Consider the following 19,110-nt stretch of genomic DNA (forward strand, 5'->3'; position numbering starts at 1 on the left):
AAATACATGATTTTTATCCCGTTAGTTAGAAAATTGAGATTATTTTTAAAAACTAGAAATTCTTATTTCATATTCATGATTTGCACAATATCAAACGAGAGTGATGTGGATTCCAAATTTACGGAATTCTTATCACTCTTTTTTAGTTTTTTGTAAATATGGAACAATATCATTACTTTCACTGTCTATTAAGCGTTAAAACATTTTTTATTAAATAAATTAAGAAAGGAATCATCATTTTTAACTAAGGGAGAAGATTGAATTGAAAAAATTATGGATGCTGCTTTTCGTTTGTTTTGCGGTTATGTTGGTAGGATGTAATAAAAACGAACCGCCAAAACAAGCATTTGAAGAATATATCAATTTATGGAATGATAGAAAATTTACAAATATGTATGATCATTTATCAGATCATGCAAAAAAATCAATTTCTAAAAAAGAATTCACAGAAAAATATCAAAAAATCTATGAGGGGATTGGAGCTAAGAATTTAAAAGTTAAAATGAAAGGAGAGAATACGAAAGATAAAGAGCTTTTTCTTTTTGAAGTTAAGATGGATACGGATGTAGGATCAGTTTCATTCATCCATGAAGCAAAACTTGTGAAAGATAAAGAGTCTTGGAAAATAGATTGGACACCAGACTTCATTTTTCCAGGAATGAAAAAAGATTACAAAGTACGTATGCAAATAGAGCAAGGAAAACGTGGAGAAATATATGATCGAAATGGAAAAGGGCTTGCAACGAATGGTAAAGCGACTGAGGTTGGAATTATTCCAGAGAAACTAGGCGAAACAGCAGCGCAAACGAAAGAAATAGTAGCACAATTACTTGATATGTCTACAGAAGAGGTTGAACAAAAGCTCACAGCGAAATGGATAAAACCAGACTCCTTTGTACCAATTGGTATTTTAAAAGAAGGAACCAGACAGAATGATTATATTGAATTAGAAGGAGTTTCATCTCGTCCAGTAAATATTCGTACGTATCCATTAGGTGAAGCAGCGGCACACTTAACTGGATATATAGGAAAGGTGAATGCGGAGGAGTTAAAATCACTTCAAAAACAAGGTTATCAAGCAGATGATTTAGTAGGTAAGACCGGTTTAGAGAAAGTGTTAGAAAATAAATTGCGTGGTGAAAAGGGTGGACGCGTATTTATAGAAGATGAGAAGGGGAAAGAGATTAAAAACGTAGCAAAAAAAGAATCAAAAGAGGGAGAAACTGTTACGTTAACAATTGATGCTGCAATTCAAGAAAAAATCTTTAATGAGATGAAAACTGAAGCAGGGTCTAGTGCAGCGGTCAATCCTAAAACAGGTGAAACAATCGCACTTGTAAGTAGCCCTGCTTATAATCCAAATATAATAGTTAGAGGAGCATCGAAAGCCCAACGAGAAGTATGGAGTAACGACTCGAAACTACCAATGACGAATCGCTTTACACAAGCATTTGTACCAGGTTCCGTATTTAAAACGATCACAGGTGCAATTGGTTTGGAAACAAACACAATAAATCCGAAGGAAGAATTTAAAATTCAAGGATTGAAGTGGACAAAAGATTCGTCTTGGGGAAATTACTATGTAACGCGTGTAAAGGATGCAAGTCCAATTGATTTTGACAAGGCAATGAAGTACTCTGATAATATTTATTTTGCTCAACAAGCTTTGAAAATGGGAAAAGATCAGTATGTAAATGAATTTAAAAAGTACGGATTTCATGAAAAATTACCAATCGAATACGAATTTCCTATTTCAATTATTGCAAAAGATGGGATAAAAAATGATATTCAACTAGCAGACACGGGTTATGGACAAGGACAAGTATTAATGACGCCACTTCATTTAGCATTAACATATGCACCGATTGTGAATGAAGGGAATATTCCGTCGCCACATCTTTTAAAAGAAGCAAAAGTAGCAGGGAATTGGAAAGAAAATGTGGTTTCTAAAAAGAATCAAGAGATATTAAAGAGCGCATTAATTAAAGTCATTAATGACCCTGATGGCGCAGGAAGAATTGCAAAGGTTGATGGTGTAACGCTTGCTGGTAAAACTGGTACAGCAGAACTGAAAGAGTCGAAAGAAGCAGACGGAAAAGAACTGGGATGGTTCGCAGCTTTCGATGCAAATGCGCCAGACATGATTGTTACAATGATGATTGAAGATGTAAAAGGAAGAGGAGGAAGTAACGTTCCAGGTGAAAAAGTAAAACATGTATTTCAGAAATAATACTTAATTATATGGTGAATTTTTTGACTAAATTTATTACATGTTTGCTTAACTCAAAGATATAAATTGGGGAAAATATAGAACAATTAAATTTCAAAAAAGCATTCTCGATTAGAAAGAATGCTTTTTTGCTGTGATTCTAGAAAAGTTGACATTGTTAATGGCAAATAGAAGGAGATAGCAAATTGAAATGGACAAGTGGAGTGTTACGTTAAATTCAAAAAACAGATTTTCATGAGTAGAATTTTATCATTGTATGCTTTACTTGTTTTTTAGTAGTATTATTCTGCTTGAAAAAAGATAAACAATGGAACAAATGAAACTTGTATCTTGTCTATATATTGAAACCATAATAAAAGTGAGGGCAGTTTTTATGTTTATTCAAATAAGTTTGAGGTGTGGAAATGGAACAGACGTTTATTGAAAAGTGTAATCATGATGAGCTGGACTATGTTATAAAAGACTATTGGCAAGATGTATGGAATTATTCATTTATTATTACGAAAGATCCACACTTATCAGATGATATCACGCAAGATGTATTTATAAAGGTGTTTAAAAATTGGAATTCATTTCGAAAGGAGTCATCTATTAAAACGTGGATATTAAAAATCACAAGAAATACGGCAATAAACTATTTGAAATCCTCTTATTTTAAAAGGATATCTTTAATAGGATTTTTTAGTGACGATAAGCAATCCCTGTCAGCAGAACAAGAATTTTTTAAGCAAGAAGAAATGAATGATGTGTGGAAGGTTGTATTAGAACTACCTAAAAAGCACCGTGAAATAATTATATTGGACGCAAAATATGAATTATCTTATGAAGAAATGGCTGAAACATTAGGAGTATCCATTGGAACTGTAAAATCGAGATTAAGTAGAGCGAGAAGTAAGGTTTCAAAATTAATAGGGGAGGGTAGTAGTGATGAACAATAAACAAAATCCTGACTGGTATAGAAAAATAAAAAAAGGGCCAATGGAGAATCGTAAAGATGAAGAAGAATTTATTTCTAAAATAAAGCAGTCTATATATGAAAATAATGAAGTGGATTTTGTAAAACATAAAAGACCATTTCGTAAAAAAGCATTACCTATTGTAGTTGTGTTGGTTTGTACAATGTTATTTTTCATTGTTCAACAACCTTGGCTTGATGATAATAAATCACCGGTACAAAGTAGTACTCAAATTAAGCCTAAAACAAAAGATGAGTCTGCTCAAGATCCATCATTAAAACAATTTATGAATGAACTATATCAAAGTACGAACTCAAAAAATGAAAATGACCTGTACAAAGCGTTAAATGATGAAGTTCTATTTAAAGGGAAGAGTTATAAGAAGGATGAACTGAAGTTTGATGAAGATATTTTTCATGAGTTGCAAGTCGCCCTTACAATGGGAGGAGAGTTTGCAAAAGATACAAAGCAAGTATATAAAGTACCAAGTGGATTGACAGAAAGTAACCAACCAAACCAAGCGCATTTTATATATGCAACTGTTACTGGAAATAAAACGAAAATTTTAGCTGAACCAAAGCGAGAATCACAAGTTTTATATGAAGTATCTAATGAAATGGTAAAAGCTTGGATTCCAGAAAAAGTGCAGAATGATGGATATATAAAAATATCGACAATTAACGGTAATACTGGATATGTACAGAAAGAGTATGTTTTAACTGATATTAAATATTCATTTATGTTTGAAAAGAATAATGAAGGTATATGGAAAATAATAAATATAAATTCTATATGGTAAAAGAGGAAGGTTCACTTAAATGAACCTTCCTCTTTATTTTTATTTTCTTTTTGAAGAGTATTCCAGTACTCTAAAATTTCTGATGTAACGAGAGCGGCAATGTTTTTTTCTGAATTACTACCAGGGATAACGACAGAAACGGCAATTTGTGGATCTTCCGTAGGAGCATACGCAATGAAAAGAGAGTGATTTATCATTCTTGCTTGCTCATTTGGAAAACCTGTAATACCTGTTTTACCTGCGACGTCAAAGGGCAACTTTTTAATTTCCTCTATATTTTGACTCATCCCACCTTGCACGACACTCCAAAAGTTCATCGGGTAACGATTTGAACTTTCTAAAATGGGTTTAAACTTTTTGGTTTCCTTACCATCTTGACCAATAATCGCACTTACGATTTGAGGTTTATATTTGTCGCCTTTACTTGCCAAAGTTGCTGCATATTGAGCGAGTTGAAGAGGAGTATGCACTTCATTTCCTCCCCAAGAGGCATTTAATAAAGCTGAAATCCCATTTTCAAATTTATTAGATGGATGGAATTCATATTGTCCGTCTTCTTCAAAGGGTAAATCAATCCCAGTTTTAGAACGTAGGCCGAATTGCATTAAATAATCTGTCCATATATGTGCCACTTTTTCTATATTTCCATTATTTTGGTTGAATAAGGGGAGAGCTACTTTTGCTGTCATAAATGTGTTAGATGAATTAATGATAGCCTGCCTCGGTGTAATCTCCCCTGTTGGTGTTCCTGGCGCATTCGTAATGTTATTTTGATTATCATACTGAAAAGTACCTTTATCTAAATAAGTATCTTCTGGTTGGAAAAGCTTTTCATTTAATCCAATTAAAATAGTGAGTGGTTTTATAGTAGAAGCCATATTTACATAAGATTCACCATACTTTAATTTTTGAATTGCTTTATTTTGCGAAAGAGATTTAATGTTTTCTTTTCTAGAAGATACATGTGTATTTAATATATTTGGATCAAAAACTACCGAGTTGGCCATAGTTAAAATTGCGCCAGTTTTTGCATCGCTCACTATAGCATAACCAGCTTTAGCATCAGGTGTTTTCTTAATTTGAGATTTTAATGCTTCTTCTGCCTTTTGCTGCAACTCAGAGTCTAAAGCTAGCCGCACATCTTTTCCTTTTTGTACTTTTTGAATGTTCCATAAGAACTTTTTATTATTCAATTTAAAAATAAGAGTTTTGCCTGGTTTTCCTTTTAAATCATTTTCATATTGCAGCTCAATCCCGCTTTTTCCAACAGCCATATGCTTGGACTTAAGGTCATTTTCTACATACCCAATTACTTGTGAACCAATTTCGTGTTTAGGGTAATATCGAATCCATTCATCTTTAATTATTACATTATTGGGTTTGTTTTTGTTTATGAATGCAAGTTCATTCTCATTTACATCAGAGTATAACGGTATATCATTCATAGTCTTCTTTTTACAAGATTGTTGTAATTGAGATTTTATGTTCTCTGTAGAAATATCATGTTGAAACTCGCTTGAAAATTGGTTGAAAAAAGCTAATGTGTTTGATGTATCTTGTTTCGATAGCTTTTCATCATTAGAAGTGCAATATAGAGACTTAACTTTCTTATTTGTAGCTAGCATTACACCATTTTTATCAAAAATCTTTCCTCTTTCAGCTGAAGAAGTTGCGATAGTAATTGAAATGAAGTTGATTTTTAATAAAATTAGTAAAATCAAACCTACAATAGAAAGAACCGCAAAAAATCTCCATCTTCTTGTATGTAACATATAACCCTCCCTTATGTAGCCTATTTCATCTTATATTTAATTATTTTTTTTGTAAATGTGGAACAACTTTATTGTTTAGGTTGTCTATTAAGTATTACAGCATGAAGAAAGGAATAATTAGCATGAAAATTTACTAGCAAGTCTATATGTAAGTTTAATAAGAGTTATTATACAGTTTAGCACTTCTAATGCAAGCGGCAAAAAATAGAGAGAAAACAAGAAGGGAGAGTTACTAATTCCATAGCTAAACGAAAAGGAATAGATGCTTACAAGGAATAAGCAAAAGATTGAGGCGATATTTATAACCGATTATCGGTATCTAATATATAAGGGATGTTTTTAGTATTTGTAGCAATTCCTGAAAGGATTAAATGGAGGATTTATGAAAGGACAAAAAGGCAAGAAGCAGAAGACATATATATCTATTCGATTAAATATAATGTTCCTTTGCATATTTGTACTATTCTCAGCTATTATTATGCAGCTAGGAAAGGTACAAATCGTTGAGGGAGAGGCTTATAAGAACCAAGTGGAAAGTAGTCAAAATGCAATAACTAGTATTCCAGTTCCACGTGGACAAATTTTAGATCGAGAAGGGAAAACAGTTGTTAATAATAAATCTCTTCGCACAATTACGTATACAAGGGTGAAGGGAATTACGAGTGAAGATATTTTAAAAACAGCAAAAGACTTGGCGAAAGTACTTGAAATGCCTGAACAAGATATAAATAAATTAACAGATATCGATAAAAAAGATTTTTGGATGCAGTTGAATTCGAAACGTGCGGAGACAAAGATTACTAAAAAAGATATAGAAAAGTTTAAAGAAAAGGGTATAGAGGGAAAAGAGTTAGATAAAAAAATAGAAGACTTAAGAAGAGGTCGTGTTACAGAGGTAGAATTAGCAGAATTAACAGCACAAGATTTAAAGGTGTTAGCTATTAAAAGTAAAATGAGTTCAGGTTATCAACTAACACCACAAATCATTAAAAAAGATGTAACAGATGAAGAGTATGCGCGGATAAGCGAAAATCTTGCGAATCTTCCAGGAGTAGATGCAACTGTTGATTGGGAACGTAATTATGTAAACGGTAATTTATTTCGTTCTGTATTAGGAAATATTACGAGTAGTGAAGAAGGATTACCGAAAGAAAATTTAGATTCTTATTTAGTACGTGGATATAACCGTAATGATCGTGTTGGAAAAAGTTATATTGAACAACGATATGAAGATGTATTACACGGCACAAAAGAAGAAGTGAAAAATATTACTGATAAATCAGGAAACATTGTTAGCACAGAAATAATCTCTAAAGGAAAAAGTGGTAATAGTTTAACATTAACGATTGATATGGAATTACAAAAGAAAGTGGAAGAAAGTATAGAGAAAAACTTGAGAGCTTTTAAGAGTTCAGAGCCACTGCTCGATCGAGCTTTTGTTGTCATGACGAATCCAAATAACGGACAAATTTTATCAATGGCAGGCAAAAAGATTGTAGAAAAAGAAGGAAGAATAGAGGTTGAGGATTTGGCATTAGGTAACATGACAACTTCGTATGAGCTAGGGTCAGCTGTAAAAGGTGCTACTTTATTAACTGGATATGAGACAGGGGCAATACATCCAGGAGATCAATTTTATGACGCGCCGATGAAATTTAAAGGTACACAAGCTAAGAAATCGTGGAATGTATCCGGATTTGGTAATATTAATGATTTACGGGCTTTACAAGTATCTTCGAATGTATACATGTTCCAGACAGCTTTAAAAATTGCGGGAGTCAATTACGTACCAAATGGCTCATTGGATATTAAACAAGGAGCATTTGATACGATGCGCTATTATTTCAAGCAATTTGGTTTAGGTGTCCCAACAGGTATTGATTTACCGAATGAAATAATTGGACAAACGAGAAAAGTAGATAGTCAACCTGGTTTTTTACTAGATTTTTCTATCGGTCAGTATGATACGTATACGCCGTTGCAATTAGCGCAATATATTTCAACGATTGCGAATGGTGGTTATAGAATGCAACCTCAAATTGTACAAGAAATACGAGAACAATCAATAAAAGAAGAGGTTGGCAAAGTTATACGTTCCATAGAGCCTGTCGTATTAAATCGAATTGATATGAAGAAAGAACATATTGATCGTATAAAAGAAGGGTTTAGATGGGTATTCCAAGAAGGTGATGGAACTGGCGTGAAATATTTCAAAAACGCGCCATATAAACCAGCAGGAAAGACAGGAACAGCCCAAACTGTATATGGTGGAGATGACCCGATTGGTAGAAATGCAAAAGGAGAACGTATGGAATGTTATAACTTAACGTTAGTTGGATATGCTCCATATGATAATCCAGAAGTAGCATTTTCCGTAGTAGTTCCATGGCTTCATGATGATAAAAATGGAATTAATTCTATAATTGGAAAGGAAGTATTAGATGTATACTTTGATTTGAAACAGCAACGTATACATGGTGAATCTACTAGTACAGGTGGTTCCAAGCAAAATTAGAATACTTTTCTCAGGGAAGAGAACCTGTTTATATAAAGCTATTTATAAGTAAAAAAATGAAATGTGAAATAAGAGATAGTGGCGATCATAGCTACTATCTCTTATTTTGTTAATAATTCTCATACTAGCTATAAATTTTTTCAGTTTATGGAACAAATTTGGTTCGGTGATTGTCTATTATGTGTACGTATAAAAAGGTGCTAAAAATTTGGAAGGAATGATGATTTTGAAAAATAAGAGGATGCTAAAAATAGGAATATGCGTTGGTATATTAGGTTTAAGTATTACAAGCCTAGAAGCTTTTACAGGAGAGTCACTGCAAGTTGAAGCGAAAGAAAAGACTGGACAAGTGAAACATAAAAATCAGGCAACGCATAAAGAGTTCTCTCAACTTGAGAAAAAATTTGATGCTCGATTAGGTGTATATGCGATTGATACTGGTACAAATCAAACAATCTCTTATCGACCTAACGAAAGATTTGCCTTCGCATCAACTTACAAGGCTTTAGCCGCGGGAGTATTACTACAGCAAAACTCAATTGATTCATTAAATGAAGTAATCACATATACGAAAGAAGACTTAGTGGATTATTCACCTGTTACAGAGAAATATGTAGATACTGGAATGAAACTAGGAGAAATTGCTGAGGCTGCTGTTCGTTCAAGTGATAATACTGCAGGGAACATTTTATTTAATAAAATAGGCGGACCGAAAGGATATGAAAAAGCGCTTAGGCATATGGGGGATCGGATTACTATGTCTGATCGCTTTGAAACAGAATTAAACGAAGCTATTCCAGGAGACATTCGTGACACTAGTACAGCGAAAGCTATTGCTACGAATCTTAAAGCTTTTACGGTCGGAAATGCACTTCCAGCTGAAAAACGTAAAATTCTTAAAGAGTGGATGAAAGGAAATGCTACAGGGGACAAACTTATTCGTGCAGGCGTACCAACTGACTGGGTAGTTGGAGATAAATCAGGTGCTGGTAGTTACGGGACAAGAAATGATATTGCTGTCGTTTGGCCTCCAAATAGAGAACCAATTATCATCGTAATTTTATCTAGTAAAGATGAGAAAGAGGCAACCTATGATAATCAACTCATTGCAGAGGCAACTAAAGTTATAGTTAAGGCTCTTAGGTAATAGTATTTTAGTTTTCGCATTTTTAACATGAAAGTATTAAAAGTATAAAGTTAGAAAACGACTCTTTTCTTGTGATAAGAGTCGTTTTTGTATTCTTATTATTAAAAAGGTAAAAGTAAAAATATAACGAATATATATGACATATCTCATACGAAATTTCATGTACTGCATTATTTTATTAATTTAAATAAATTTCAAGAAAGTATAATATAATTCAGTTAGCATATAGAAGTGTTTGATGAGAATGTAAAGGAGAAAATATGAAAAAGAAAATTAATAGAATTGTAATGATTATTTGTATATTAGTAGGTTTTACAATCTTTTTATATTTACAGAACAATTTAATAAGTATAACTGAGGTTAAAACAACCTCTAGTAAAATACCATCCTCTTTTAAAGGGTATAAAATTCTACAAATTTCAGACTTACACAATAAAAAATTTGGCGATAATCAAGATGTGTTAATTCAAAAAATAAAAAGTATAGACCCAGATATTATTGCGATTACGGGTGATTTAATTGACAGTAAATCATACGATGCAGAAGTGAGTATGCAATTAATACAAGAAATGGTAAAGAAGTATCCTGTATATTTTGTGACAGGAAACCATGAACAATGGTCTGGAAAGTATAACAGTTTAGAAAAAGAGTTGAAGAAATATGGTGTCAATGTTTTAAGAAATGAACATGTAGGCATTCGAAAGGGTGAGCAAGAAATAAACTTGCTAGGTATTGATGATCCAGAGTTTATTACTGGAAACCGTGATGAAGGAAATATTATAATAGATGAAATTAAAAAAGAAAAAATTGAAATGCAGCCAGATAGATATAATGTATTATTATCCCATAGGCCTGAATTTATAAAGGAATATACGAATGAGAGGTTGGATTTGGTTTTATCGGGACATGCTCATGGAGGGCAAGTTAGATTGCCATTTATCGGTGGATTAGTTGCTCCAAATCAAGGTGTTTTACCTAAATATACAGCAGGTTTATATGTAGAACAAAATACATCAATGGTAGTGAGTAGAGGATTAGGAAATAGTATCATTCCGCAAAGAATTTTGAATAGGCCAGAGATTGTAGTCGTGCAGTTAAATTAAGCTGTACGATTTTTTTATACAAAAGTGAGTAAAGAGATTTTATGTATTTTGCAGGAGTTAACATTACAATTTTGTTAAAAATTTTCTACGTTACATAAAGTAACAAAATTTGACCCTGATTGTTTGTTATAGTGTAAATAATCAAAAAACTTAAAATTTGTCGAGTGAAAATTGTGATAAGTAATTCATGTAAAAAACTTAAAGGGGTGTACACATGCATAAAGAATATGAAATTGAAGAATACACGGCGATTGAGGAACAAATACATTATTATTGTAAATCTTTATTAGTAAGTCATCCTGATCAAATAATAAAGTATTTAGAAAAAAGGTTAGAAACATATGCAGAAACATTACAATATGCACATTTATATCCTGACACAGTTATTTTACCGTTACAGCAATTAGTTATTGAATATTCTTTAGATGTTGCTAGAATTCGGAAGTATATGAATTTAAAAACGTAAAGTGAAATTTATAGTTTAAATGAAACAGAGTCGACTTTAGGAAATGAAATTCTAATGTCGACTCTGTTTCATTGTTTAATATCGTTGATTGAACATACATACTAAGCAATGAAGTTTGACATATAATTAAGCAAGGGTAAAATAAAAGTGAGTACTCACTCATTTTATTGAAAAAGGAGGATGAAACGTGCAACAACCTTCAATTATTTTACGGACTGTATCAAAAAGTTTTGGAAAAAAAGAAGTGTTACACAATCTTTCATTGCAAGTTGAAAAAGCAGAAATTTTTGGTTTTGTTGGACCTTCTGGATCGGGGAAAACAACGCTCATTAAAATGATTGCAGGTATTAATGAGGCAACGAAAGGTGAAGTGCTTGTTAATAATACTAATATGCCTAATTTAAATGAAATGAAAAGAATTGGTTATATGGCCCAGGCGGATGCATTATACGAAGAATTGTCAGCATATGAAAATGCAGATTTTATAGCAACGATGTATGGACTAAAGGGAAAACGTAAAAAGACAAGAATTGCAGAGGTTTTTGAACTTGTACAATTGTCACAGTATATGAAAAAGCAAGTACAACAATTTTCAGGTGGAATGAAAAAACGCTTATCATTAGCAATAGCGCTCCTTCACGAACCAGAAATATTAATTTTAGATGAGCCTACAGTGGGGATAGATCCGCTTCTTAGAAAAACGATTTGGGAAAAATTTTATGATCTTAAAAAGAAAGGCACAACGATTATTGTAACGACGCACATTATGGATGAAGCTGAATTTTGTGAGCGTCTAGGGTTAATTAGAGAAGGGAAACTAGTTGCGGTTGGAACAACTGAAGAATTGAAAAAACGCGTGTCATCTGGACGGATTGAAGATGTCTTTTTGCTAGAAGAGGTGGTGCCATCATGAGAGTTACTGGTGTAATTATACGTATTATTCGTCAATTTTTTCGAGATAAGCGTTCGTTAGCAATGATGTTTGGAGCACCGATGTTATTACTTTGGCTTTTGTCACTAGTGTTTACACAGAAAGACTATGTACCGCAAATTGCTGTTGTTGATATGCCCGCTCAAATAGTAAAAATGATGAAAAATCAAGAAGCGTCAATTTATGAATACAGTAAGGAAAAGGCGATTTCTGAGTTAAAAAAACAAAAGGTAGATGCAGTATTTCGTATAGAGAATGGAAAAATGAAACTTCTGTTGGAAGGTAGTGATTCGTCAAAAAATCGTGCTGTACTTCAAGTATTGCAAAAAAGCACAGAGAAGAATGATGTATCGATTATGAAACCTGAAGTAAATTATTTACATGGCTCTAAAGAATTTACGATGTTTGATGGGCTTGGTCCTGTATTAATTGGTTTCTTTACATTTTTCTTTGTATTTATATTATCAGGTGTATCTTTTGTAAGAGAACGTTTAAGTGGTACGCTAGAAAGGTTATTATCCACCCCAGTAAGAAGATGGGAAATAGTCGCAGGTTATATTATTGGTTTTGGAATCTTTGCCTTTATACAATCCATTATTATCGTAAGCTTTTCCGTTTATATTTTAGATTTATACGTAGCTGGCTCCATATGGCTAACGCTACTTATTACATGTATGCTCTCTTTAACTGCACTAACATTAGGTACGTTTTTATCGGCATACGCAAATAATGAATTTCAAATGATTCAATTTATACCGCTTGTCATTGTGCCACAAATATTCTTTTCTGGATTGTTTCCAATGGAATCTATGAATAAGTGGCTCCAAATGTTAGGGAAAGCATTTCCACTCACATACGGCGCTGACGCAATGAGACAAGTGATGATTCGGAATCAAGGGTTTACAGAGATTGCATTAGATCTTACTGTATTATTACTTTTTTCAATATTATTTGCAGTAGGAAATGTATTTGCTTTAAAGAAACATCGCAAAATATAATAATGACAAAAAGGAGCTTTATAAATGCAGAAGGATTGGCTGGAGGAATTAATAGCTGCAACTAATACGGATAAACGAAATGAACGTCAAATGCGAATATTAGAGGCAGCTGTTGATATGTTTGGAGAAAAAGGATACGCTTCAACTTCAACAAGTGAAATTGCAAAGCGTGCTGGTGTAGCGGAAGGAACAATCTTCCGCTACTATAAGACGAAAAAAGATTTATTGTTAGCAGTCGTCATGCCAACTTTAACTAAGTTCGCTGCACCATTTTTCGTACAAACCTTCGCAAAGGAAATATTTAAATCGGAGTATGAATCATACGAAGGGTTTCTAAGAGTTGTGATTTATAATAGATTTGAATTTGCAAAAAAGCATTTTCCAATGATAAAAATATTAATTCAAGAAGTGCCATTTCAGCCAGAACTAAAAAATGAAATACAACATTTAGTAGAAACAGAGTTATTTTCACATTTTAAAAAGTTGATTGTAAAGTTTCAAGAAGACGGGGAAATTATTGAAATGCCGCCATCTTCAGTATTAAGACTTACTTTATCAGCTGTATTAGGTTTATTATTAACAAGATTTTTATTATTACCTGAAGAAAAATGGGATGATGATTTGGAAATTGAAAATACGATTCAATTTATACTGTACGGATTAACGCCACGAAATTAATCGTCGAAGTATGAATTACATATGTTACATTTAAGCAAAATAATAAATCGCCTTTAAAAAGGCGATTTATATTTGTTATATTTTTGATAAATAAGTACTTGTTTACGAAAAACATTCTAGATTAACGTACTTCTTTGTCTCTTCTTCTAAGACCTAATAATCCTGCTAGTCCTAATAAACCGAGCCAAGCCCAATTATTATTTCTATCACGATTATCATTTAAATCATTTGTCGTATTTACATTTCGAGTTCTCACATCATTATTAACTCTGTCTAAATTATTGTCATTAACTCGAGTTGAAATATCAGTGTTATTAACTCTATTCATATGATTTCCATCGTATTCAGCTTGGGCAGATGTACCTAAAAACATAATAGATAGTGCTAAAACACTTAAAATAGATGATAATTTTTTCTTCATAAATTTCCCCTCCTTTCTTACGTATTACATTCTCCAACTCTTTTGTGCATTATTCATTTGTGATAGTATCAAACCATGATTTTAAAGCGAACATCTTTACGTCGTAGAGCTAAATAACTGTTAAAATGGCATTGAATATGTGCATTAAAATATTAAATAAAACAAACTTTGATTACGATACTAAACTTAGTACAATTTATATAGTACGGACTAGTACAAAGGAGGTAATGAAATGCGACAATTTGCAAAACCAACAATTGTTGTGAGTAAATGTTTAGAATTTGATGCTTGTCGTTATAATGGAGAGATGATTCCAGATGTAACAATACGAAATTTGCAGCCATTTGTTACATTTATACCTGTTTGTCCAGAAGTGGAGATTGGATTGGGAACTCCTCGTGAAACGATACGAATTGTAGAAGAAAATGGTGAGAACAGACTTGTGCAACCGTCGACACGAGAAGATGTAACTGAAAAAATGGAGCAGTTTTCAAATGACTTTTTACAAACGATACCTGATGTGGATGGTTTTATTTTAAAGAATCGTTCGCCAAGTTGTGGTACGCGTGATGTGAAAATTTATTCTGGTTTTGAAAAAGCGCCAGCAAAGGGAAAAGGATCGGGCTTATTTGGCGGAGCAGTAGTAAAAAATTTTTCGCATCTTCCTATTGAAGAGGAAGGCAGATTGTCGAATTTTATTATTAGAGAGCATTTCTTTACAAGACTATTTACAATCGCATATTACAAAATGATTAAACATAATAAAAATATGAAAGACCTTGTATCGTTTCAGTCGGACAATAAATATTTATTTATGGCATATAATCAAGTGAAACAAAAGGAATTAGGGCGTATAATTGCAAATCACAAAAATGAAAAGATTGAAGTTGTATTTGAAAACTATGAGAAGACTTTATATGAATTATTTATGCGTACACCCCGCTATACATCGAATGTAAATGTATGTGAACATATTTTTGGATATTTTAAAACAAAATTGAAAAAACAAGAAAAAGATCATTTTTTAGATCTGATACAAAAATATAAAGAAAAGAAAAGCCCGCTTAGTAGTATACTTGCAATTTTAAAATCATGGGCTCTTCGATTTGATGAAAAGTATTTATTACGACAAACATATTTCGAACCATACCCTGAAGCTTTAGTAGAGATTTCAGATTCGGGTAAAGGTAGAGATTATTAAACAATAAATTACATATTTCGACAAGAAAACTCCTATGTTGTTGTAGAACAATGTAGGAATTTTTTTGTGCATTAGTACAGAATCTGTTTTAAAATTAAGTTATGACAGAATTGTAGCAATTGTCTAACTAATATTCTTGTCTTTTAAGTTGTTATGTTTGTAGTAGAAACTCGCACGCTGTCGAAACTCAATATTCGATAAGGGGTGTGTAGCGGAATGGAATTTACTCTAACTCGCGAAAAACAAATGATTAAAGAAATGGTACGTGACTTTGCTGAAAAGGAAATCGCACCGAAAGCTGTATATTATGACAAAACTGCAGAGTTTCCATATGAAACATTTCAAAAAATGGGCGAACTAGGATTATTAGGCATCCCATTCCCAGAAGAGTATGGAGGTTCAGGTGGCGATACTGTATCGTATGCGTTAGCAGTTGAAGAAATTGGTCGCGCTTGTGGTGGCACTGGTTTAAGCTATGCTGCAACAATTTCATTAGGTGCTTCTCCAATTTATTATTTCGGTACAGAAGAACAAAAACAAAAGTATTTAGTTCCAATGGCGTCAGGTAAAACATTAGGTGCCTTCGGATTAACGGAGCCGAATGCTGGATCAGATGCAGGTGGTACTCAAACGAAAGCGGTACTAGATGGCGATGAGTATGTAATCAGTGGTGAGAAGTGTTGGATTACAAACGCAGAGTATGCAAATACCATTATTGTAACCGCTGTCAACGGTGTTGAAGAGAATGGTAGAAAACGCATTTCAGCATTTATCGTACCTACTACTAGTGAAGGATTAACGATTTCTAGTCCTTACGATAAAATGGGCGTTCGCGCTTCTAATACTTGTGAAATCGTACTTGATGGTGTTCGTGTACCGAAAGAAAATATTCTTGGTGATGTAAATAAAGGTTTTAAACAATTTTTATATACACTTGATGGAGGACGTATTTCAATCGCAGCATTGGCAGTTGGTATTGCGCAATCAGCCTTTGAACGTGCATTGCAATATGCGAAAGAACGTCAACAATTTGGAAAGTCAATCTCTAATTTCCAAGCGATTCAATTTAAATTAGCTGATATGGCGACTGAAGTAGAGCTAGCACGCAATTTAGTACATAAAGCAGCTTGGTTAAAAGATAACGATAAACCTTTCGGTAAAGAAGCGGCAATGGCAAAACTATTTGCATCGGAAGCGGCAAGCCGTATTGCAAATCAAGCAGTACAGATTCATGGTGGATATGGCTATATGCGTGAATATGAAGTTGAACGACATATTCGTGATGCGAAACTATTAGAAATTGGTGAAGGAACTTCTGAAATTCAACGTCTCGTAATTGCTAGACATTTAGGATGTAGATAAAAGGGAGGAATCACTATGTTTCAAAAAATATTAATTGCGAATCGCGGGGAAATCGCTGTTCGTATTATGAAAACTTGTCAAAAACTTGGCATTCGCACTGTTGCTATTTATTCTGAAGCAGATGAAAATGCCCTTCATGTGAAAATGGCAAATGAAGCTTACTTAGTAGGTGGACCGCGTGTCCAAGAAAGCTATTTAAACCTTGAAAAAATTATTGAAATAGCTAAGAAGACAAATGCAGAAGCAATTCATCCGGGTTATGGTTTATTATCAGAGAATCCGTCTTTTCCGGTTCGCTGCAAAGAAGAAGGAATCGTATTTATCGGTCCTTCAGAAGAAATCATTACGAAGATGGGAAGTAAAATCGAATCACGTATCGCAATGCAAGCAGCAGATGTCCCAGTAGTCCCAGGTATTACTACAAATATTGAAACTGCTGAAGAAGCAATTGAAATTGCAAAACAAATTGGTTATCCATTAATGCTTAAGGCATCCGCAGGCGGCGGAGGCATTGGTATGCAGTTGATGGAAACTGAGCAAACGCTCACCAAAGCGTTTGAAAGTAATAAAACGAGAGCGCAAAACTTCTTCGGTAACGGAGAAATGTATTTAGAGCGATATATAGCAGACGCGCATCATATTGAAATTCAGCTTTTAGCAGATACACATGGTAACACAGTGTATTTATGGGAGCGTGAATGTTCGGTACAGCGCCGAAATCAAAAAGTAATCGAAGAAGCACCTTCACCATTTTTAGATGAAGGTACACGAAAGGCGATGGGAGAAGTTGCTGTACAAGCTGCCAAAGCACTTGGTTATACAAATGCAGGTACAGTTGAGTTTCTTGTAGATGATCAGAAGAACTTCTATTTCTTAGAGATGAATACGAGATTACAAGTAGAGCATCCAGTGACAGAAGAAATTACGGGATTAGACCTTGTAGAACAACAACTTCTGATTGCAAGTGGAGAGAAACTATCATTTACTCAGGATGATGTAAAACGTAGTGGTCATGCCATTGAAGCTCGTATTTATGCAGAGGATCCGAAAACATTCTTCCCGTCACCTGGGAAAATTACAGATTTAACATTACCGTCAAATGTACGGATTGATCACTTCTTAGAAAATCATGTAACGATTACACCTTTCTATGATCCAATGATTGCGAAAGTCATTGCACATGGCGAGACTCGTGAAGAAGCAATTTCAAAATTACATGATGCTCTAGAGGAATTAAAAGTAGAAGGTATTAAAACGAACACACCAATGCTACTGCAAGTTTTGGAAGACGAAGTGTTCAAAGAGGGTATTTATACAACAGGCTTTGTAACGAAACAACTCGTTAAAAAATAAGATTTAACAATATTAAGGGGGAAAAAATGATGACGAAAGTATACGCATCGATGGCAGGAAACGTTTGGAAGATTGTTGTAGGAGTAGGAGATACAGTAGAGGAAGAGCAGGATGTCGTCATTTTGGAATCTATGAAAATGGAAATTCCAATCATTTCAGAAGAAGCTGGCACGGTTATGAAAATTAATGTGCAAGAAGGCGATTTTGTAAATGAAGGAGATGTATTATTAGAAATTGAATAGGGAGATATAGGGGGAAGCGAATTGAAACTACCTAATTTTGCTGTCATTAAAGAAGTCGGGCCACGTGATGGCTTACAAAATGAAAAAAAGATTGTTGGCACAAAAGATAAAGTAAAATGGATTCAACTACTTACAGAAGCAGGATTGTCGTATGTTGAAGTTTCCTCATTCGTTCACCCAAAATGGGTCCCTGCATTAGCGGATGCAAATGATGTATTTTCTGAGCTGAAAAGGGATCCAAATGTTACATATGCTGCGCTTGTTCCGAATCAAAATGGTTTGGAACGAGCTTTTTTGCAAAATGTAGATGAGGTGAATGTTTTTTTATCAGCAAGTGAATCTCATAATAAAAGTAATATTAATAAATCGATTAAAGAAGCATTAGTTGTAATTAAAGATATAACAAAACAGGCATTATTCGAAGGGAAAAAGGTAAGAGGCTATGTTTCTACTGTATTTGGATGTCCTTATGAAGGGGATATAAGTCTCGCAGCAGTTGACGAATTATGTAATCAACTATTTTCATACGGCATTTATGAAGTTTCTCTTGGGGATACAATCGGTGTAGCGAATCCATTACAAGTAGAACAAGTATTAGAACACCTATTAAAGAAGTATGATGCTTCGCAGTTTGCAATGCATTTTCATAATACGTATGGAATGGCTCTAGCGAATGTAGTTAAATCATTAGAATACGGTATTACAACGTTTGATAGTTCTTGTGGTGGACTCGGGGGCTGCCCTTATGCACCAGGAGCATCAGGTAATGTTGCCACTGATGACCTAGTACATATGCTCCATAAATTAGGAGTCCAAACGAATATAGACGAAGAAAAGTTATTGAGAGCTAGTCAATTTATTCAAAGTAAGTTGAATATCCAATTACCGAGTCATGTGTATAGAGCGCTTCAACATAAAACGATAAGTAGGTGAGTA

The 19,110-nt window shown here is 33.6% G+C and carries 17 protein-coding genes; 15 read left to right on the forward strand and 2 right to left on the reverse strand.

Annotated features, from left to right (window positions below):
• Positions 1-262 precede the first annotated feature (262 nt).
• The 3 genes from MHB52_RS12980 (at position 263) to MHB52_RS12990 (ending at position 3,985) form a co-directional block, all read left to right on the forward strand.
• Positions 263-2,230, forward strand: a complete 1,968-nt coding sequence (locus tag MHB52_RS12980) for a penicillin-binding transpeptidase domain-containing protein (RefSeq protein ID WP_061663158.1) — start codon at positions 263-265, stop codon at positions 2,228-2,230.
• 404 nt (positions 2,231-2,634) lie between these two features.
• Positions 2,635-3,168 carry an RNA polymerase sigma factor gene (locus MHB52_RS12985; RefSeq protein WP_000438327.1) on the forward strand — a complete coding sequence of 178 codons (534 nt, stop codon included), beginning with the start codon at positions 2,635-2,637 and terminating at the stop codon, positions 3,166-3,168.
• Positions 3,158-3,985 carry an SH3 domain-containing protein gene (locus MHB52_RS12990; protein WP_061663159.1) on the forward strand — a complete coding sequence of 276 codons (828 nt, stop codon included), beginning with the start codon at positions 3,158-3,160 and terminating at the stop codon, positions 3,983-3,985. The genes MHB52_RS12985 and MHB52_RS12990 overlap by 11 nt, the downstream gene beginning before the upstream one ends.
• An 11-nt stretch (positions 3,986-3,996) precedes the next feature.
• Here the strand turns inward: MHB52_RS12990 and MHB52_RS12995 are convergent, their stop codons facing one another.
• Positions 3,997-5,757, reverse strand: coding sequence for a peptidoglycan D,D-transpeptidase FtsI family protein (locus MHB52_RS12995; protein WP_061663160.1), 1,761 nt, complete (start codon positions 5,755-5,757; stop codon positions 3,997-3,999).
• 382 nt (positions 5,758-6,139) lie between these two features.
• On the opposite strand from MHB52_RS12995, the gene MHB52_RS13000 reads away from it, so the two are divergent.
• The 7 genes from MHB52_RS13000 to MHB52_RS13030 all read left to right on the forward strand — a co-directional run bounded on the left by MHB52_RS13000 (position 6,140) and on the right by MHB52_RS13030 (position 13,595).
• A complete protein-coding gene (locus MHB52_RS13000; protein WP_061663161.1) occupies positions 6,140-8,272 on the forward strand; it encodes a peptidoglycan D,D-transpeptidase FtsI family protein in 2,133 nt (710 codons plus the stop codon).
• 220 nt (positions 8,273-8,492) lie between these two features.
• Entirely contained in the window at positions 8,493-9,419 is a 927-nt protein-coding gene (bla, locus tag MHB52_RS13005; protein WP_061663162.1) for a class A beta-lactamase Bla1, read from the forward strand.
• Positions 9,420-9,679: 260 nt separating this feature from the next.
• Positions 9,680-10,522, forward strand: coding sequence for a metallophosphoesterase (locus MHB52_RS13010; RefSeq protein WP_061662944.1), 843 nt, complete (start codon positions 9,680-9,682; stop codon positions 10,520-10,522).
• A 214-nt stretch (positions 10,523-10,736) separates the two neighbouring features.
• Positions 10,737-10,988: a hypothetical protein gene (locus MHB52_RS13015; RefSeq protein WP_016117950.1), complete on the forward strand. Its 252-nt coding sequence runs from the start codon at positions 10,737-10,739 to the stop codon at positions 10,986-10,988.
• 187 nt (positions 10,989-11,175) lie between these two features.
• Positions 11,176-11,901 carry an ABC transporter ATP-binding protein gene (locus tag MHB52_RS13020; RefSeq protein ID WP_001187071.1) on the forward strand — a complete coding sequence of 242 codons (726 nt, stop codon included), beginning with the start codon at positions 11,176-11,178 and terminating at the stop codon, positions 11,899-11,901.
• Positions 11,898-12,917, forward strand: coding sequence for an ABC transporter permease (locus tag MHB52_RS13025; protein ID WP_061662946.1), 1,020 nt, complete (start codon positions 11,898-11,900; stop codon positions 12,915-12,917). Before MHB52_RS13020 ends, MHB52_RS13025 begins: the two co-directional genes overlap by 4 nt.
• 24 nt (positions 12,918-12,941) lie before the next feature.
• Positions 12,942-13,595: a TetR/AcrR family transcriptional regulator gene (locus MHB52_RS13030; protein WP_001168186.1), complete on the forward strand. Its 654-nt coding sequence runs from the start codon at positions 12,942-12,944 to the stop codon at positions 13,593-13,595.
• A gap of 121 nt (positions 13,596-13,716) precedes the next feature.
• Here MHB52_RS13030 and MHB52_RS13035 read toward each other — a convergent pair whose 3' ends face one another.
• On the reverse strand, positions 13,717-14,016 hold the full coding sequence (locus tag MHB52_RS13035) for a WGxxGxxG family protein (protein WP_000728148.1): 300 nt from the start codon (positions 14,014-14,016) through the stop codon (positions 13,717-13,719).
• 232 nt (positions 14,017-14,248) lie between these two features.
• Between MHB52_RS13035 and MHB52_RS13040 the strand changes: the two genes are divergently transcribed.
• From MHB52_RS13040 to mvaB, 5 genes are all read left to right on the forward strand, one after another.
• Positions 14,249-15,217, forward strand: a complete 969-nt coding sequence (locus MHB52_RS13040; RefSeq protein ID WP_061662947.1) for a YbgA family protein — start codon at positions 14,249-14,251, stop codon at positions 15,215-15,217.
• A gap of 216 nt (positions 15,218-15,433) precedes the next feature.
• On the forward strand, positions 15,434-16,579 hold the full coding sequence (locus MHB52_RS13045) for an acyl-CoA dehydrogenase (RefSeq protein ID WP_000397282.1): 1,146 nt from the start codon (positions 15,434-15,436) through the stop codon (positions 16,577-16,579).
• Positions 16,580-16,594: 15 nt separating this feature from the next.
• On the forward strand, positions 16,595-17,932 hold the full coding sequence (locus MHB52_RS13050; RefSeq protein ID WP_000486742.1) for an acetyl-CoA carboxylase biotin carboxylase subunit: 1,338 nt from the start codon (positions 16,595-16,597) through the stop codon (positions 17,930-17,932).
• 26 nt (positions 17,933-17,958) lie between these two features.
• Positions 17,959-18,174 (forward strand): acetyl-CoA carboxylase biotin carboxyl carrier protein subunit, encoded by a 216-nt coding sequence (locus tag MHB52_RS13055; protein ID WP_001987345.1) that lies wholly within the window; start codon positions 17,959-17,961, stop codon positions 18,172-18,174.
• Positions 18,175-18,195: 21 nt separating this feature from the next.
• A complete protein-coding gene (mvaB, locus tag MHB52_RS13060; RefSeq protein ID WP_061662949.1) occupies positions 18,196-19,107 on the forward strand; it encodes a hydroxymethylglutaryl-CoA lyase in 912 nt (303 codons plus the stop codon).
• Positions 19,108-19,110 lie beyond the last annotated feature (3 nt).

Source organism: Bacillus sp. FSL K6-0073, from assembly GCF_038006085.1.
Classification (GTDB): Bacteria; Bacillota; Bacilli; order Bacillales; family Bacillaceae_G; genus Bacillus_A; species Bacillus_A cereus.

Bases quoted from the DNA above. Each gene is read 5' to 3' on its own strand.
- bla (WP_061663162.1), top strand. From the start codon at position 8,493: ATGATTTTGAAAAATAAGAGGATGCTAAAAATAGGAATATGCGTTGGT.
- MHB52_RS13000 (WP_061663161.1), top strand. From the start codon at position 6,140: ATGAAAGGACAAAAAGGCAAGAAGCAGAAGACATATATATCTATTCGA.
- MHB52_RS13040 (WP_061662947.1), top strand. From the start codon at position 14,249: ATGCGACAATTTGCAAAACCAACAATTGTTGTGAGTAAATGTTTAGAA.
- MHB52_RS13050 (WP_000486742.1), top strand. From the start codon at position 16,595: ATGTTTCAAAAAATATTAATTGCGAATCGCGGGGAAATCGCTGTTCGT.
- MHB52_RS13035 (WP_000728148.1), bottom strand. From the start codon at position 14,016: ATGAAGAAAAAATTATCATCTATTTTAAGTGTTTTAGCACTATCTATT.
- MHB52_RS13045 (WP_000397282.1), top strand. From the start codon at position 15,434: ATGGAATTTACTCTAACTCGCGAAAAACAAATGATTAAAGAAATGGTA.
- MHB52_RS12995 (WP_061663160.1), bottom strand. From the start codon at position 5,757: ATGTTACATACAAGAAGATGGAGATTTTTTGCGGTTCTTTCTATTGTA.
- MHB52_RS13055 (WP_001987345.1), top strand. From the start codon at position 17,959: ATGATGACGAAAGTATACGCATCGATGGCAGGAAACGTTTGGAAGATT.
- MHB52_RS13015 (WP_016117950.1), top strand. From the start codon at position 10,737: ATGCATAAAGAATATGAAATTGAAGAATACACGGCGATTGAGGAACAA.
- MHB52_RS13025 (WP_061662946.1), top strand. From the start codon at position 11,898: ATGAGAGTTACTGGTGTAATTATACGTATTATTCGTCAATTTTTTCGA.
- MHB52_RS13010 (WP_061662944.1), top strand. From the start codon at position 9,680: ATGAAAAAGAAAATTAATAGAATTGTAATGATTATTTGTATATTAGTA.
- MHB52_RS12990 (WP_061663159.1), top strand. From the start codon at position 3,158: ATGAACAATAAACAAAATCCTGACTGGTATAGAAAAATAAAAAAAGGG.
- MHB52_RS13030 (WP_001168186.1), top strand. From the start codon at position 12,942: ATGCAGAAGGATTGGCTGGAGGAATTAATAGCTGCAACTAATACGGAT.
- MHB52_RS12985 (WP_000438327.1), top strand. From the start codon at position 2,635: ATGGAACAGACGTTTATTGAAAAGTGTAATCATGATGAGCTGGACTAT.